Origin of the sequence: Burkholderia oklahomensis C6786 (assembly GCF_000959365.1) — a bacterium.
In the GTDB taxonomy this organism is placed as follows: Bacteria; Pseudomonadota; Gammaproteobacteria; order Burkholderiales; family Burkholderiaceae; genus Burkholderia; species Burkholderia oklahomensis.
In genome coordinates this window covers 2,181,208-2,196,742 of record NZ_CP009555.1, presented here as the reverse complement: position 1 = coordinate 2,196,742, position 15,535 = coordinate 2,181,208, and the positions used below count along the sequence as shown (strand labels likewise).

Genomic DNA, 15,535 nt, shown 5'->3' with positions numbered 1-15,535 from the left:
TACGTGTGTGCCGTATTCCAAAATCGAGCCGAACAATGAAGTTCGAATCATCTTGAGATACTTCGATACAATCACAACCCGGATAACTTCCACGTCCATCTCAAGACGCTTCCGCTATCCAAATTACTTGCTTCTTCCAGATTGTTAAAGAACGACAGCCGATATGGTGTTACTCATATCACTCTGACTGGCTCAATCGCCAATGGCAAATGCTCGTCTCACACGTCACTTTCGTGTGATCCAAACGCTTCCCATTGAAGATTGGTGGAGGCAGACGGGATCGAACCGACGACCCCCTGCTTGCAAAGCAGGTGCTCTCCCAGCTGAGCTATGCCCCCATACCGAGACTTCACCCAGGTTCCCTGCGCCAGACAACTTGGTGGGTCTGGTTGGATTCGAACCAACGACCCCCGCCTTATCAAGACGGTGCTCTAACCGACTGAGCTACAGACCCCTGAGCCTGTCCTAAATTTACAGCCGATAAGCGTGAGCGCTCAACGCAGCGGTTAAGCTCGAGAAAGGAGGTGATCCAGCCGCACCTTCCGATACGGCTACCTTGTTACGACTTCACCCCAGTCATGAATCCTACCGTGGTGACCGTCCTCCTTGCGGTTAGACTAGCCACTTCTGGTAAAACCCACTCCCATGGTGTGACGGGCGGTGTGTACAAGACCCGGGAACGTATTCACCGCGGCATGCTGATCCGCGATTACTAGCGATTCCAGCTTCATGCACTCGAGTTGCAGAGTGCAATCCGGACTACGATCGGTTTTCTGGGATTGGCTCCCCCTCGCGGGTTGGCGACCCTCTGTTCCGACCATTGTATGACGTGTGAAGCCCTACCCATAAGGGCCATGAGGACTTGACGTCATCCCCACCTTCCTCCGGTTTGTCACCGGCAGTCTCCTTAGAGTGCTCTTGCGTAGCAACTAAGGACAAGGGTTGCGCTCGTTGCGGGACTTAACCCAACATCTCACGACACGAGCTGACGACAGCCATGCAGCACCTGTGTATCGGTTCTCTTTCGAGCACTCCCACCTCTCAGCAGGATTCCGACCATGTCAAGGGTAGGTAAGGTTTTTCGCGTTGCATCGAATTAATCCACATCATCCACCGCTTGTGCGGGTCCCCGTCAATTCCTTTGAGTTTTAATCTTGCGACCGTACTCCCCAGGCGGTCAACTTCACGCGTTAGCTACGTTACTAAGGAAATGAATCCCCAACAACTAGTTGACATCGTTTAGGGCGTGGACTACCAGGGTATCTAATCCTGTTTGCTCCCCACGCTTTCGTGCATGAGCGTCAGTATTGGCCCAGGGGGCTGCCTTCGCCATCGGTATTCCTCCACATCTCTACGCATTTCACTGCTACACGTGGAATTCTACCCCCCTCTGCCATACTCTAGCTTGCCAGTCACCAATGCAGTTCCCAGGTTGAGCCCGGGGATTTCACATCGGTCTTAACAAACCGCCTGCGCACGCTTTACGCCCAGTAATTCCGATTAACGCTCGCACCCTACGTATTACCGCGGCTGCTGGCACGTAGTTAGCCGGTGCTTATTCTTCCGGTACCGTCATCCCCACCCAGTATTAGTCGGTAGGATTTCTTTCCGGACAAAAGTGCTTTACAACCCGAAGGCCTTCTTCACACACGCGGCATTGCTGGATCAGGCTTGCGCCCATTGTCCAAAATTCCCCACTGCTGCCTCCCGTAGGAGTCTGGGCCGTGTCTCAGTCCCAGTGTGGCTGGTCGTCCTCTCAGACCAGCTACTGATCGTCGCCTTGGTAGGCCTTTACCCCACCAACTAGCTAATCAGCCATCGGCCAACCCTATAGCGCGAGGCCCGAAGGTCCCCCGCTTTCATCCTCAGATCGTATGCGGTATTAATCCGGCTTTCGCCGGGCTATCCCCCACTACAGGACATGTTCCGATGTATTACTCACCCGTTCGCCACTCGCCACCAGGTGCAAGCACCCGTGCTGCCGTTCGACTTGCATGTGTAAGGCATGCCGCCAGCGTTCAATCTGAGCCAGGATCAAACTCTTCAGTTCAAACCTGTTACTGTTTTCGGTTGTTTCCAACCGGTCGCTCACTCAAAGCTGACAGGTCGTGAATTGCTTCACAAACCTGACTTACTTTCGTGTGAGACTCTTGATACTTTCGCTTTCGATCCGTAGATCGTCCGCCCCATCAAGCGCCCACACTTATCGGCTGTTCATTGTTAAAGAGCATATCCGCGAGAAGCACTTCCTACTTCGAACCGCCTTCTCAGCAGCGCTGCGTTGTCTGCAGCAAAGAAATGAGATTATGATCACTTATTTGCAGCGCGTCAACAACTTTTTTACCGCCTCGCCGCGCACCGCCTGGATCTTCTTCCCGCTTCCCCTCTCGCGTCCCGTCACCGTTACCGCGAAAGAGGCGTGATTCTAGGCACCATTCCGCTTTCGCGCAAGCCCCTTTACGAAAGAAATTTCATCCCCCGTTCCCCGCCCGCGAAGCGCGCTCGGAACGGGGCGCTCGCGCGCACTGGAGTGACGCCGCATCCCAAGGATCCAAAGCGCGCGGCACTTCTCCCGATATCAGCGATGCTTGAAGACCGGCTTACGCTTCTCGACGAACGCCGCCATCCCTTCCTTCTGATCTTCAGTCGCGAACGCCGAATGGAACAAGCGACGCTCAAAGTGCACGCCTTCCGCAAGCGTCGTCTCGTATGCGCGATTGACCGCCTCCTTCACCATCATCACCGCAGGCAGCGAGAACTCGGCGATCGTCGCCGCCGCGGCAAGCGCCTCGTCGAGCAGTTTGTCCGCCGGCAGAATCCGCGACACCAGGCCGGCGCGCTCAGCCTCCTCCGCATCCATGAAGCGCGCGGTCAAGCACATGTCCATCGCCTTCGCCTTCGACACCGCGCGCGGTAGGCGCTGCGTTCCGCCCGCGCCCGGCAGCACGCCGAGCTTGATCTCCGGCTGACCGAATTTCGCCGTATCCGCCGCAAAGATGATGTCGCACATCATCGCGAGCTCACAGCCGCCACCCAGCGCGAAACCCGCCACCGCCGCAATGATCGGCTTGCGAATCTCGCGCACCGCCTCCCAGTTGCGCGTGATGTAGTCGCCCTTGAAGACGTCCATGTATGAATAGGTCGCCATCATCCCGATGTCCGCGCCGGCCGCGAACGCCTTTTCGCTGCCCGTCAGCACGATCGCGCCAATACCCTCGTCCGCATCGAACGCCCTGAGCGCCGCGCCGAGCTCGTCCATCAGCGCGTCATTCAGCGCGTTCAGCGCCTTCGTACGATTCAGCGTAATCAGCCCCACCCGGCCTCGCGTCTCCACCAGGATATTTTCGTAAGCCATCTGCTTCTCCTCGATCAATGAAACATGAAATGCCGCACACGCACGGATGATTTGATGCTAACATTTTCCGACCAACCGGTCGGTTAATTAATACCCTCCACCTTCCTCAACGTTCATCAAGCCTGCCGCCATGACCCATCCTCTGTTTACGAAGCATGAAGACACGCTAAAGCACGCGCTCTCCACGATCGAAACGCGCGGCTACTGGAGCCCGTTCGCCGAGATGCCGAGCCCCAAAGTGTACGGGGAAAGCGCCAACGCAGACGGTGAAGCAGCATTCAAAGCCCAGTTCGACAAGCCATTCGAGCTCGACCAGCCCGCCTCGGGCGGAACGGTCGGCGCCGAGCAGTCGCCGTACGGCTTCGCGCTCGGCATCCGCTATCCGAAATCGTCGCCCGACGAGCTGATCGACGCCGCAGCGCAAGCGCAGCGCGCGTGGCGCGAGGCCGGGCCGCACGCCTGGGCCGGCGTGTGCCTCGAAATCCTCGCCCGGCTGAATCGCGCGAGCTTCGAAATCGCGTACGGCGTCATGCACACGACCGGACAGGCGTTCATGATGGCGTTCCAGGCGGGCGGGCCGCATGCGCAGGACCGCGCGCTCGAAGCCGTCGCATACGCGTGGCAGGAACTGCAGCGCATCCCCGCCGATGCGCACTGGGAAAAGCCGCAAGGCAAGAACCCACCGCTCGCGATGCACAAGCGCTACACGATCGTCCCGCGCGGCACGGGCCTCGTGCTCGGCTGCTGCACGTTCCCGACCTGGAACGGCTATCCGGGTATGTTCGCCGACCTCGCCACCGGCAATACGGTCATCGTCAAGCCTCACCCCGGCGCGATCCTGCCGCTCGCGATCACCGTGCGCATCGCGCGCGACGTGCTGCGCGAAGCGGGCTTCGATCCGAACGTCGTCACACTGCTCGCGACCGAAGGGAACGATGGCGCGCTCGTCCAGGATCTTGCGCTCCGTCCGGAAATCAAGCTGATCGACTTCACCGGCAGCTCGAAAAACGGCACCTGGCTCGAACGCAACGCGCATCAGGCGCAGGTGTATACGGAGAAGGCTGGCGTCAACCAGATCGTGCTCGATTCCGTCGACGACCTGAAAGCCGCCGTCAAGAACATCGCATTCTCGCTCGCGCTCTACTCGGGCCAGATGTGTACCGCGCCGCAAAACATCTACGTGCCGCGTGACGGCATCCGCACCGCGGAAGGGCCCGTCAGCTTCGACGACGTCGCACAGGCGATCGCCGGCGCCGTGCAAAAGCTGACGGGCGACCCGGCGCGCTCGGTCGACCTCATCGGCGCGCTTCAGAACGAAGGCGTCGCGACACGCATCGACGACGCGCGCAAGCTCGGCCGCGTGCTCGCCGACAGCCAAGCGCTCGAGCATCCTGCATTCAAGGGCGCGCGCGTGCGTACGCCGCTCGTGCTGCAGCTCGACGTCGCGGATCGGGCGAAGTACACGCAAGAATGGTTCGGCCCGATCTCGTTCGTCATCGCGACCGATTCGACTGCGCAATCGCTCGATCTCGCCGGTTCAATCGCGGCCGAGCAAGGCGCGCTCACGCTCTCCGTCTACAGCACGGACGACGCTGTCGTCGAGGCGGCACACGAAGCGGCGGTGCGCGGTGGAGTCGCGCTGTCGATCAATCTGACGGGCAGCGTGTTCGTCAATCAATCGGCGGCGTTCTCCGATTTTCATGGTACGGGCGCCAATCCGGCCGCGAACGCGTCGCTCGCCGATGCCGCGTTCGTCGCGAACCGCTTCCGCGTCGTGCAGAGCCGACATCATGTTGCGCCGAAATCCGCACCGGCAGAAGCCGGCCAAACGGCATAACCCGTTCGGCCGAGCTGCCGACCGCGCCTTCGTTCACTACCATGAATGAACTCGCCCGCTCGCGGGTTCACTTCCGCCGGAATTCGACATGACCGACGCTTTCATCTGCGACGCAATCCGCACGCCCATCGGCCGCTATGGCGGCGCCCTGGCCCCGGTACGGGCCGACGACCTCGGCGCGGTGCCGCTCAAGGCGCTCGTCGAGCGCAACCGCGACGTCGACTGGGCCGCCGTCGACGACGTGATCTACGGCTGCGCGAACCAGGCGGGCGAAGACAACCGCAACGTCGCGCGGATGTCGCTGCTGCTCGCCGGCCTGCCGCTCGGCCTGCCCGGCGCGACGATCAACCGCCTCTGCGGCTCCGGGATGGATGCGATCGGCGTCGCCGCGCGCGCGATCAAGGCGGGCGAGGCCGGCCTCATGATCGCGGGCGGCGTCGAGAGCATGAGCCGCGCGCCGTTCGTGACGGGCAAGGCGACGAGCGCGTTTTCGCGTCAGGCCGAGATCTTCGACACGACGATCGGCTGGCGCTTCGTCAATCCGCTGATGAAACAGCAATACGGCGTCGATTCGATGCCGGAGACGGCCGAGAACGTCGCGACCGACTACCGCGTGAGCCGCGCCGACCAGGACGCGTTCGCACTGCGCAGCCAGCAGAAGGCGGCGCGCGCGCAGCAGGACGGCACGCTCGCGCAGGAAATCGTGCCGGTGACGATTGCGCAGAGGAAAGGCGAGCCGGTCGTCGTTTCGCGCGACGAGCATCCGCGCGAGACGTCGCTCGACGCGCTCGCGAAGCTGAAGGGCGTCGTGCGGCCGGACGGCACGGTGACGGCGGGCAACGCGTCGGGCGTGAACGACGGCGCGTGCGCACTGCTGCTCGCGAGCGAGGCGGATGCGCAGCGTCACGGGCTGGTGCCGCGGGCGCGCGTGCTCGGGATCGCGACGGCGGGCGTCGAGCCGCGGGTGATGGGGATCGGCCCGGCGCCAGCGACGCAGAAGCTGCTCGCGCGGCTCGGGATGACGATCGGCCAGTTCGACGTGATCGAGCTGAACGAGGCGTTCGCGTCGCAGGGGCTCGCGGTGCTGCGCCTGCTGGGCGTCGCGGACGACGATCCGCGCGTGAACCCGAACGGCGGCGCGATCGCGCTCGGGCACCCGCTCGGCGCGTCGGGCGCGCGGCTCGTGACGACCGCGATGTATCAGTTGCATCGCACGAACGGCCGCTATGCGCTGTGCACGATGTGCATCGGCGTCGGACAGGGTATCGCGATCGCGATCGAACGCGTGTAAGGCACGGCAAGCAGACGAAGGGCACATCCCCGTTCATTTCGAAGATACAAGGAGACAGTTGATGTCCTACCAAGCGATTCGCATCGAAATCGATCGGGCGACACACGTTGCGACGATCGCGCTCGATCGTCCCGATAAGCTCAACAGCTTCACGCGCGAGATGCACCGTGAGTTGCAGTCGGCGCTCGACGACGTGCAGGCCGCCAACGCGCGCTCGCTGATTCTCACCGGAGCGGGACGCGGCTTCTGCGCAGGCCAGGATCTCGCCGATCTCGATTTCACGCCGGATGCGATGACCGACCTCGGCGCCATGATCGAAGAGCACTTCAACCCGCTCATTCGCCGCCTGCAGACACTGCCGCTGCCCGTCATCGCCGCCGTGAACGGCACCGCGGCGGGCGCGGGTGCCAATCTCGCGTTCGCGTGCGATCTCGTCATCGCCGCGAAATCGAGCAGCTTCATTCAGTCGTTCGTGAAGATCGGCCTCGTTCCCGATTCGGGTGGCACATGGTTCCTGCCGCAGCGCGTCGGCTTCGCCCGCGCGCTCGGCCTCGCGCTGACGGGCGACAAGCTCGGCGCGGAGCAGGCAGAGCGCTGGGGGCTCGTCTGGCGCGTCGTCGACGACGCCGAATTGGCCGATACCGCCGCACAGCTCGCCCGACGACTCGCGCAACAACCGACGCGCGCAATCGCCGCGATCAAGCAAGCGATGCGCGCGGGCGTCACCAACACGCTCGACCAGCAGCTCGATCTCGAACGCGACCTTCAGCGCGAACTCGGGCAATCGCACGACTACGCGGAAGGGGTACGCGCGTTCATCGAGAAGCGCGCTCCCCGCTTTGAGGGACGCTGAAATGGCCGATCACTCCGCATCGATCGCCGCCGAACTGTCCGCCGAAGCGCTCGCCCGTGCGACCGCCCAAGCGATGTACGAAGCGGACGCCTGCAGCCGCGGGCTCGGCATGGAGCTCATCGAGGTGCGGCCAGGTTACGCACGCATGCGCATGCCGGTGCGCCCGGATTTCCTGAACGGCCACCAGATCTGTCATGGGGGACTTGTCTTCGCGCTCGCGGACTCGACATTCGCGTTCGCGTGCAACTCGTACAACATCAACACGGTCGCGGCCGGCTGCTCGATCGAATTCCTGCGGCCGGTCACGGTCGGCGACGTGCTCACCGCGGAAGCGATCGAACAGACGCTGAACGGCCGGCACGGCATCTACGATATCCGCGTGACGAACCAGGCGGGAAAAACCGTCGCGATGTTCCGCGGCAAATCGACCCAAATCAAAGGGACGGTGATCCCTGTAGACCGATAGCGTCCACGCACGCATCCATAAATAGATTGGAGACATCATGGCAACCTCGCTTCCGCTCGAACCGATCGAACGGGCGAGCCGCGACGAACTGCTCGCGCTTCAGCTCGAACGCCTGAAATGGTCACTCACGCACGCGTATGAAAATTCGCCTGTGTATCGGCGCAAGTTCGATGCGGCGAGTGTTCATCCAAGCGATCTGAAAACGCTCGCCGACCTGGGCCGCTTCCCGTTCACGACGAAGAACGACCTCCGCGACAACTACCCGTTCGGCATGTTCGCCGTGCCGCAGGAGCGCATTTCGCGCATTCACGCGTCGTCGGGCACGACAGGCAAGCCGACCGTGGTCGGCTACACGGCTCGCGACATCGACACGTGGGCCAATCTCGTCGCCCGCTCGATCCGCGCAGCGGGCGCGCGACCGGGCGACAAGGTCCATGTGAGCTACGGCTACGGCCTCTTCACGGGCGGGCTCGGCGCACACTACGGCGCGGAACGGGCCGGGCTCACGGTCATTCCGTTCGGCGGCGGGCAGACGGAAAAGCAAGTGCAACTGATTCAGGACTTCCGGCCCGACATCATCATGGTGACGCCGAGCTACATGCTGTCGATCGCCGACGAGATGGAGCGTCAGCACCTCGACCCCGCGCAGTGCTCGCTGCGCATCGGCATCTTCGGCGCGGAACCGTGGACCAACGACATGCGCGGCGCGATCGAGAAACGCATGGGCATCGACGCCGTCGACATCTATGGGCTCTCCGAAGTGATCGGCCCGGGCGTTGCGTCGGAATGCGTCGAAACGAAGGACGGCCCGACGATCTGGGAAGATCACTTCTACCCGGAGATCATCGATCCCGACACCGGCGAAGTGCTGCCGGACGGCGAGTTCGGCGAGCTCGTGTTCACGTCGCTCACGAAGGAGGCCATGCCGATCGTCCGTTATCGGACCCGGGATCTCACGCGCCTGCTGTCCGGCACTGCGCGCACGATGCGGCGGATGGAAAAGATCACCGGCCGTTCGGACGACATGATGATCGTGCGCGGCGTGAACGTGTTTCCGACCCAGCTCGAGGAACAGCTACTGAAGCAGCGCGCGCTCGCACCGCACTATCAGGTCGTGCTGACGAAGGAAGGGCCGCTCGACGTATTGACGCTCAACGTCGAGCCCTGCCCGGAGACGGCGCCCGACGCCGCCACCATTGACGCCGCGCGCAGGGCGCTCACGCACGACATCAAGTCGCTGATCGGCGTGACGGCGATCATCAACGTGCTGCCCGTCAACGGCATCGAGCGTTCGGTCGGCAAGGCGCGGCGGATCGTCGACAAGCGGCGGTCATGACGATTGCGCGCGGGCGGCGGGACGGGCTCGGCACGCGCATCCCGCCACTGCCTGACGCGTCTCGCGCCGCTCGAGCATGGCCGTTCGAGCCGCTATCGCGGCGTTGATCGCGTTCGCCGCCTGACGCCAGAGGCGTGCCCCCTGGCTCAACCGCCTGAGCCTGAGCCTGAGCCTGAGCCTGAGCCTGAGCCTGAGCCTGAGCCTGAGCCCGAGCCCGAGCCCGAGCCCGAGCCCGAGCCCGCAAGCTTGGAGCCTGGGCACTGAAGCCTGATCCCAAACCCTGGAGCCCCGGCACTGGCTGAGCATGAGCAACTGCTCCAAGAGCAATGGAGCCTTGGAATCTCACCCCTCGGAACTCCACAGCACCTTCGCGCCCCGCGTTCCCCGGCGTACCGATGCGCCGACCTTCCTGGCACAAGAATGCCCTGATTCCGCAAAACGCTTCGATTGCGGCCCCCGCGATCGGAGCCGCCTCGTGCCGCCGCCGCCCCACCGACCGTCCGCAAAAACAAAACGCGCCGCGCCACCCGACACATGGGCGAACGCGGCGCGCGATCTGCCGCCGACCGAACGCAAAACTCACGCGATCGAGCAATCGACACTCGCCGCGCGAACGCTCACGAACGGATCACGAATTGGGGAAGAGCAGCCACATCCGCCCGACCTGCTTCATCCGGCCGGCCTGATCGCCCGCGTCGTCGCCGAGCCCCCAGAAGTAGTCGGCGCGCACGCCGCCCTTGATCGCCGTCCCGACGTCCTGCGCGAACACGAGGCGATTGAGCGGCGAATTCGTCATCGGACGCGTCGTCTGCAGGAACACCGGCGTGCCGAGCGGAATCGACGATGGATCAACCGCGATCGAGCGCTCCGGCGTGAGCGGCACACCGAGCGCGCCGACGGGACCGTCCGCGCCGCCGTGCGGCACGTCTTCCTGCGACGGCATCTCGCGGAAGAATACGAAGCGCGGATTCGTGTCGAGCAGCGCGTCGACCCGCGACGGATTCGCGCGCGCCCACGCCTTGATCCCCTGCATCGTCGCCTGTCCGGCGCCGAGTTCGCCGTGGTCGAGCAGCCACTTTCCGATCGAGCGGTACGGCTGGTTGTTGGTGCCGCCGTAGCCGATCCGCATCACCGTGCCGTCGTCGAGAACGACCCGGCCCGAGCCCTGCACTTGCAGGAAGAACGCCTCGATCGGATCGTCGACCCACACGAGTTCGTTACCGTTCAGCGCGCCCGAGCGCATGAGCTGCGCCCGCGCCGGCATCGAAGCGCCCGCGCGGTAGCCTGCAGGCCAGCGGTAGAGCGCGTACTGATACTGGCCGCGCCGCACCCGCGAACCGTGCAACAGCGGCTCGTAGTAGCCGGTCACGAGGCCGTCGAGCGTGCCGTCGTTGTTCGCGAACTGGAACGGCGTGAAATATGTTTCGAAGAAGGTGCGGGCGCTGCCGACGTCGAGATCGTCGATCCGCGCGGCCGCCGCACATGCGCGCTGCCAGGTCGCCTGCCGCGCGAGGCGCGCGCAGTTCTGCCGCAGCGCGATCGTCGCGCCGATCAGGCTGTCGTCCTGCCAGCCCGGCACCTGCTGCCAAGCGACGGGCGTGAGCCGCGCAGCCGCGACCTGCCCTGGTACGATCGCGGCGCCCGTCGGCCGCGAACCCTGCCGCACGGGCGTGCCGCCGCAGGCGGCGAGGAGCGCCGCGGCCGCCATGGCCGCCGCCCACCCGGCAAACCGCCGGCTAAAACCCATACAATGTCCGTTGTTGATGGAAACCGCCATGTCCGATCTGCTCGACCAATACCCAATGCTCATCTTCGCGCTGGAATCGTTGCTGGCGCTCGCCCTGCTCGTCTTCATCGTCGTCTGGACGACTTCAGGCAAGAAGAAGCAATCCAGCCGGCACGACAAGCCCCAGCGCCGACAGCGCCCTTGAATCTCCCGTGATCCGGCGACGCGGCACGCTCAATGCAGCGTGCGCGGCATGTGCAGCGCGAATTCGTCGACGGGCGCCTCGAAGCGCTCGCCATCCTCCGCGACACAGAAATACGCACCCCGCATCGTGCCGACGGGCGTCGCGATCACGGCCCAACTCGTGTACTCGAACTGCTCGCCCGGCTGCAGGAGCGGCTGGTGTCCGACGACGCCAAGCCCCTTCACCTCCTGCACCTGGTTCTCGCTGTCCGTGATGATCCAGTGCCGCGCGATCAACTGCGCCGCGACCTGGCCCGTATTCCGGATCGTCAGCGTGTACGCGAATGCATATTGACGGCGTTCGGGGTCGGATTGTTCCGGCAGATAGCTGGTCTTCACCGACACGCTGAATCGATACTGGCTCATGGTGGTCTCGTCGAGGTCGCCCGGCGCAGCCGACGCCGGGGCGCCCGCCCCGCGCGGCCGACGCGCCGCTTTGGTTCGGCATTCTGCTTGATGAGGCCCCGGCCCGCAACCGGGCAGCGAGCGCCGCAGCGGTAGAATGACACCTTTCGCATCGCAACGCTCCCCACGCTCTTTCCACTCATGACGCAATTCCGCATCGCCCCCAGCATCCTGTCGGCCGACTTCGCGCGGCTCGGCGAAGAGGTCCGCAACGTGGTCGCCGCCGGCGCCGACTGGATCCACTTCGACGTGATGGACAACCACTACGTGCCGAACCTGACGATCGGCCCGCTCGTCTGCGAGGCGATCCGCCCGCACGTGCAGGTGCCGATCGACGTGCACCTGATGGTGCGCCCCGTCGACCGGATCGTGCCGGATTTCGCGAAGGCGGGCGCGAACCTGATCAGCTTCCACCCGGAAGCGTCAGACCATATCGACCGCACGCTGAGCCTGATCCGCGACCACGGCTGCAAGGCGGGCCTCGTCTTCAATCCGGCGACGCCGCTCAATTACCTCGACCACGTGATGGACCGCGTCGATCTCGTGCTCATCATGTCGGTGAATCCGGGCTTCGGCGGCCAATCGTTCATCCCCGAGGCGCTCAACAAGCTGCGCGAAGCCCGCGCTCGAATCGACGCGTACACCGCGCGCACCGGCCGCGAGATCCATCTGGAAATCGACGGCGGCGTGAAGGCCGACAACATCGCCGAGATCGCCGCGGCGGGTGCCGACACGTTCGTCGCGGGCTCGGCGATCTTCGGCAAGCCCGACTATCGTCAGGTGATCGGCGAGATGCGCGACGCGCTCGCGACCGTCAAGCGCGCGTGAGCACGATGACGACGCTCGTCCTCGACACGCCGCGCATCGACGCGGCGCTCATCGACCTCGACGGCACGATGGTCGATACCGCAGACGATTTCACGGCCGGCCTGAACGCGATGCTCGCGCAACTCGACGCGGAGGAGACGACGCGCGAGGAAGTGATGCGCTATGTCGGCAAGGGCTCGGAGAACCTGATCCAGTGCGTGCTGACGCCGCGTTTTTCGGAAGACGAAGCAAAAGCGCGCTTCGACGAGGCGCTCGCGCTCTACCAGGCCGAATACGCGAAGATCAACGGCCGTCACACGCGGCTCTACCCGGACGTCGAGGCAGGCTTGCAAGCGATGCGCGATGCGGGCGTCAAGCTCGCATGCGTGACGAACAAGCCGTACCGGTTCGCGGTCGAGCTGCTCGCGCAGTATGGGCTCTCCGGCTACTTCTCCGCGGTGTTCGGCGGCGACAGCGTGCCGCGCAAGAAGCCCGATCCGGCGCCGATGCTCGCCGCAAGCGACGCGCTCGGCGTCGCGCCGCGCGCGACGGTCGCGATCGGCGATTCGGAGAACGACGCGCTCGCGGGTCGCGCGGCCGGGATGGCGACGCTCACGGTGCCGTACGGCTACAACCACGGCAAGGCTATACAAACGATAAATTCGGATGGTATAGTCGATTCGCTTCTCGCCGCCGCGCAGGTCATCATCGCGCACAATTCGGCAAGATCAGCCATCTGACTTTTTTCTTCCATCCGCATGTTTCTGAACAAAAAACGGAGTCTGAGCAGCATCGACCGGGGAGCCTGGCCCTGGCGTCGCTGGTCGCGCTAACCTCGATGAGGTACGCTGAAGCTCGTCTTCAGCCCCGTTTTTTGTTTCGCTGCGCGTCCGCGCCCCCGATCGTCGTCCAACTTGCCGGCTTCGCCGCTGTCGAACGCTTCGCGTTCGGGCTGCCTGTCGGCACGCGGCGCACGATCGCCAGGCACAGCATCCGCCGGTTCGTCCGACCCGCCCCGCGAGGGGCCGTGCTCCGGGCGCAGCGCAGCGCCACGCGATCCCCGGCGCACCGCGCCGATCGTCCCGACGACAGGACCGGAACATGACTGAACTCGAATTTCAATCGCTCGCCAACGAGGGCTACAACCGCATTCCGCTCATCGCCGAAGCGCTGGCCGACCTCGAAACGCCGCTCTCGCTGTATCTGAAGCTCGCGCAGCCCGAACGCGGCGGCGCCAACTCGTTTCTGCTCGAATCGGTCGTGGGCGGCGAGCGCTTCGGGCGCTACTCGTTCATCGGCCTGCCCGCGCACACGCTCGTGCGCACGAAGAACGGCCTGTCGGAAGTCGTGACGGACGGACAAGTCGTCGAGACGGACGACGGCGACCCGTTCGCATTCATCGCGAAGTTCCAGGACCGCTTCAAGGTCGCGCAGCGCCCCGGCCTGCCGCGCTTCTGCGGCGGCCTCGCCGGCTACTTCGGCTACGACGCGGTGCGCTACATCGAGAAGAAGCTCGCGCACACCGCGCCGCGCGACGATCTCGGCCTGCCCGACATCCAGTTGCTGATGACCGAGGAAGTCGCCGTCATCGACAACCTCGCCGGCAAGCTCTACCTGATCGTCTATGCAGACCCGACGAAGCCCGAGGCATACACGAAGGCGAAGCAGCGGCTGCGCGAGCTGAAGCAGCGGCTGCGCGCGAGCGTCGTGCCGCCTGTCACGTCGGCGAGCGTGCGCACCGAGATCTATCGCGAATTCAAGAAGGAAGACTATCTGGCCGCCGTGCGCCAGGCGAAGGAATACATCGCGGCGGGCGAGCTGATGCAGATCCAGGTCGGCCAGCGCCTGACGAAGCCGTACCGCGACAATCCGCTGTCGCTGTACCGCGCGCTGCGCTCGCTGAATCCGTCGCCCTACATGTATTACTACAACTTCGGCGAATTCCATGTCGTCGGCGCGTCGCCCGAGATTCTCGTGCGCCAGGAAAAGCGCGGCGACGACCAGATCGTCACGATCCGCCCGCTCGCCGGCACCCGGCCGCGCGGCAACACGCCCGAGCGTGACGCCGAGCTCGCGACCGAGCTCCTCAACGATCCGAAGGAAATCGCCGAGCACGTGATGCTGATCGACCTCGCGCGCAACGACGTCGGCCGCATCGCGCAGATCGGCTCGGTCCACGTGACCGACAAGATGGTGATCGAGAAGTACTCGCACGTGCAGCACATCGTGAGCTCGGTCGAAGGCAAATTGAAGCCCGGCATGACGAACTTCGACGTGCTGCGCGCGACGTTCCCGGCCGGCACGCTGTCCGGCGCGCCGAAGGTTCGCGCGATGGAGCTGATCGACGAGCTCGAGCCCGTCAAGCGCGGCCTGTACGGCGGCGCGGTCGGCTATCTGTCGTTCTCGGGCGAGATGGATCTCGCGATCGCGATCCGCACGGGCCTCATCCACAACGGCAATCTGTACGTGCAGGCGGCGGCGGGCATCGTCGCCGACTCGGTGCCCGAATCCGAATGGCTGGAAACCGAGAACAAGGCGCGCGCGGTGCTGCGCGCGGCCGAACAGGTGCAAGACGGCCTCGACAGCGATTTCTGACCGGAGACTGACCATGCTGCTCATGATCGACAACTACGATTCGTTCACCTACAACCTGGTCCAGTACTTCGGCGAACTCGGCGAAGACGTGCGCACCTATCGCAACGACGAGATCACGCTCGACGAAATCGCGAAGCTCGATCCGGACGCGATCTGCCTGTCGCCCGGCCCGAGCAATCCGCAGCACGCGGGGATCACGCTCGACGTGCTGCGCGAATTCGCCGGCAGGAAGCCGATTCTCGGCGTGTGCCTCGGCCATCAGGCGATCGGCGAGGCGTTCGGCGGCCGCGTCGTGCGCGCGAAGACGATCATGCACGGCAAGGTGAGCCGGATCGAGACCGACGGCCGCGGCGTGTTCGCCGATCTGCCGAAGCACTTCGACGTGACCCGCTATCATTCGCTTGCGATCGAGCGCGAATCGCTGCCCGACTGCCTGGAGATCACGGCGTGGACCGACGACGGCGAGATCATGGGCGTGCGCCACAAGACGCTGCCCATCGAGGGCGTCCAGTTCCATCCGGAATCGATCCTGTCGGAGCACGGCCACGCGCTCCTTGAGAATTTTCTGAAGGAAGCGCGGCAAGCGGCCGCTCATTCAGCTTAACGACGGCGGCCCGAATC

14 protein-coding genes, 2 tRNA genes and 1 rRNA gene are annotated in these 15,535 nt (G+C 64.3%); 11 read left to right on the top strand and 6 right to left on the bottom strand.

Translation table 11 applies throughout. From position 1 onward, the window contains the following. Positions 1-262: 262 nt before the first annotated feature. The 4 genes from BG90_RS09930 to BG90_RS09915 all read right to left on the bottom strand — a co-directional run bounded on the left by BG90_RS09930 (position 263) and on the right by BG90_RS09915 (position 3,355). Positions 263-338 (bottom strand) — tRNA-Ala (locus BG90_RS09930). Between the two features lie 39 nt (positions 339-377). Beyond that, positions 378-454: transfer RNA gene (locus BG90_RS09925), tRNA-Ile, on the bottom strand. A gap of 63 nt (positions 455-517) precedes the next feature. Then, positions 518-2,050 (bottom strand): 16S ribosomal RNA (locus tag BG90_RS09920). 528 nt (positions 2,051-2,578) lie between these two features. Further along, positions 2,579-3,355: an enoyl-CoA hydratase gene (locus BG90_RS09915; RefSeq protein WP_010117162.1), complete on the bottom strand. Its 777-nt coding sequence runs from the start codon at positions 3,353-3,355 to the stop codon at positions 2,579-2,581. 130 nt (positions 3,356-3,485) lie between these two features. Between BG90_RS09915 and paaN the strand changes: the two genes are divergently transcribed. The 5 genes from paaN (at position 3,486) to paaK (ending at position 9,138) form a co-directional block, all read left to right on the top strand. Further along, entirely contained in the window at positions 3,486-5,192 is a 1,707-nt protein-coding gene (gene paaN, locus BG90_RS09910) for a phenylacetic acid degradation protein PaaN (protein ID WP_010106646.1), read from the top strand. An 88-nt stretch (positions 5,193-5,280) separates the two neighbouring features. Continuing rightward, positions 5,281-6,483 (top strand): 3-oxoadipyl-CoA thiolase, encoded by a 1,203-nt coding sequence (pcaF, locus tag BG90_RS09905; protein WP_045568126.1) that lies wholly within the window; start codon positions 5,281-5,283, stop codon positions 6,481-6,483. A 61-nt stretch (positions 6,484-6,544) separates the two neighbouring features. Further along, complete coding sequence (gene paaG, locus BG90_RS09900; protein WP_010117163.1) at positions 6,545-7,336, top strand: 2-(1,2-epoxy-1,2-dihydrophenyl)acetyl-CoA isomerase PaaG; 792 nt, start codon at positions 6,545-6,547, stop codon at positions 7,334-7,336. Positions 7,337-7,409: 73 nt separating this feature from the next. Next, a complete protein-coding gene (gene paaI / locus BG90_RS09895) occupies positions 7,410-7,802 on the top strand; it encodes a hydroxyphenylacetyl-CoA thioesterase PaaI (RefSeq protein WP_025990012.1) in 393 nt (130 codons plus the stop codon). A gap of 37 nt (positions 7,803-7,839) precedes the next feature. Further along, entirely contained in the window at positions 7,840-9,138 is a 1,299-nt protein-coding gene (gene paaK / locus BG90_RS09890; RefSeq protein WP_010117164.1) for a phenylacetate--CoA ligase PaaK, read from the top strand. Between the two features lie 628 nt (positions 9,139-9,766). Here paaK and mltA read toward each other — a convergent pair. Further along, positions 9,767-10,885, bottom strand: a complete 1,119-nt coding sequence (mltA, locus tag BG90_RS09880) for a murein transglycosylase A (RefSeq protein WP_059453327.1) — start codon at positions 10,883-10,885, stop codon at positions 9,767-9,769. Between the two features lie 28 nt (positions 10,886-10,913). Here mltA and BG90_RS37305 point away from each other — a divergent pair, with 28 nt between their 5' ends. Further along, the gene (locus BG90_RS37305) at positions 10,914-11,069 is read left to right on the top strand and encodes a hypothetical protein (RefSeq protein WP_232238982.1); all 156 of its coding nucleotides are present in this window, start codon (positions 10,914-10,916) and stop codon (positions 11,067-11,069) included. Positions 11,070-11,098: 29 nt separating this feature from the next. Here the strand turns inward: BG90_RS37305 and apaG are convergent, their stop codons facing one another. After that, the gene (apaG, locus tag BG90_RS09875; protein WP_009888712.1) at positions 11,099-11,473 is read right to left on the bottom strand and encodes a Co2+/Mg2+ efflux protein ApaG; all 375 of its coding nucleotides are present in this window, start codon (positions 11,471-11,473) and stop codon (positions 11,099-11,101) included. On the opposite strand from apaG, the gene BG90_RS37300 reads away from it, so the two are divergent. The 5 genes from BG90_RS37300 to BG90_RS09855 all read left to right on the top strand — a co-directional run bounded on the left by BG90_RS37300 (position 11,399) and on the right by BG90_RS09855 (position 15,518). After that, positions 11,399-11,608: a hypothetical protein gene (locus BG90_RS37300; protein WP_010106656.1), complete on the top strand. Its 210-nt coding sequence runs from the start codon at positions 11,399-11,401 to the stop codon at positions 11,606-11,608. The two genes, apaG and BG90_RS37300, sit on opposite strands and share 75 nt — an antisense overlap. A 45-nt stretch (positions 11,609-11,653) precedes the next feature. Beyond that, a complete protein-coding gene (rpe, locus tag BG90_RS09870) occupies positions 11,654-12,340 on the top strand; it encodes a ribulose-phosphate 3-epimerase (RefSeq protein WP_010106657.1) in 687 nt (228 codons plus the stop codon). Positions 12,341-12,345: 5 nt separating this feature from the next. Further along, positions 12,346-13,059 carry a phosphoglycolate phosphatase gene (locus BG90_RS09865; protein WP_025990014.1) on the top strand — a complete coding sequence of 238 codons (714 nt, stop codon included), beginning with the start codon at positions 12,346-12,348 and terminating at the stop codon, positions 13,057-13,059. Between the two features lie 361 nt (positions 13,060-13,420). Continuing rightward, positions 13,421-14,914 carry an anthranilate synthase component I gene (trpE, locus tag BG90_RS09860; RefSeq protein WP_010106659.1) on the top strand — a complete coding sequence of 498 codons (1,494 nt, stop codon included), beginning with the start codon at positions 13,421-13,423 and terminating at the stop codon, positions 14,912-14,914. 13 nt (positions 14,915-14,927) lie between these two features. Continuing rightward, the gene (locus BG90_RS09855) at positions 14,928-15,518 is read left to right on the top strand and encodes an aminodeoxychorismate/anthranilate synthase component II (protein ID WP_010106660.1); all 591 of its coding nucleotides are present in this window, start codon (positions 14,928-14,930) and stop codon (positions 15,516-15,518) included. The last annotated feature ends 17 nt before the right edge of the window (positions 15,519-15,535 follow it).

Excerpts from the sequence above, each read along its gene's own strand:
- paaI (WP_025990012.1), top strand. The coding sequence starts at position 7,410 with ATGTACGAAGCGGACGCCTGCAGCCGCGGGCTCGGCATGGAGCTCATC.
- BG90_RS09915 (WP_010117162.1), bottom strand. The coding sequence starts at position 3,355 with ATGGCTTACGAAAATATCCTGGTGGAGACGCGAGGCCGGGTGGGGCTG.
- paaK (WP_010117164.1), top strand. The coding sequence starts at position 7,840 with ATGGCAACCTCGCTTCCGCTCGAACCGATCGAACGGGCGAGCCGCGAC.
- rpe (WP_010106657.1), top strand. The coding sequence starts at position 11,654 with ATGACGCAATTCCGCATCGCCCCCAGCATCCTGTCGGCCGACTTCGCG.
- mltA (WP_059453327.1), bottom strand. The coding sequence starts at position 10,885 with ATGGGTTTTAGCCGGCGGTTTGCCGGGTGGGCGGCGGCCATGGCGGCC.
- paaG (WP_010117163.1), top strand. The coding sequence starts at position 6,545 with ATGTCCTACCAAGCGATTCGCATCGAAATCGATCGGGCGACACACGTT.
- trpE (WP_010106659.1), top strand. The coding sequence starts at position 13,421 with ATGACTGAACTCGAATTTCAATCGCTCGCCAACGAGGGCTACAACCGC.
- paaN (WP_010106646.1), top strand. The coding sequence starts at position 3,486 with ATGACCCATCCTCTGTTTACGAAGCATGAAGACACGCTAAAGCACGCG.
- pcaF (WP_045568126.1), top strand. The coding sequence starts at position 5,281 with ATGACCGACGCTTTCATCTGCGACGCAATCCGCACGCCCATCGGCCGC.
- BG90_RS09855 (WP_010106660.1), top strand. The coding sequence starts at position 14,928 with ATGCTGCTCATGATCGACAACTACGATTCGTTCACCTACAACCTGGTC.
- apaG (WP_009888712.1), bottom strand. The coding sequence starts at position 11,473 with ATGAGCCAGTATCGATTCAGCGTGTCGGTGAAGACCAGCTATCTGCCG.
- BG90_RS37305 (WP_232238982.1), top strand. The coding sequence starts at position 10,914 with ATGTCCGATCTGCTCGACCAATACCCAATGCTCATCTTCGCGCTGGAA.
- BG90_RS09865 (WP_025990014.1), top strand. The coding sequence starts at position 12,346 with ATGACGACGCTCGTCCTCGACACGCCGCGCATCGACGCGGCGCTCATC.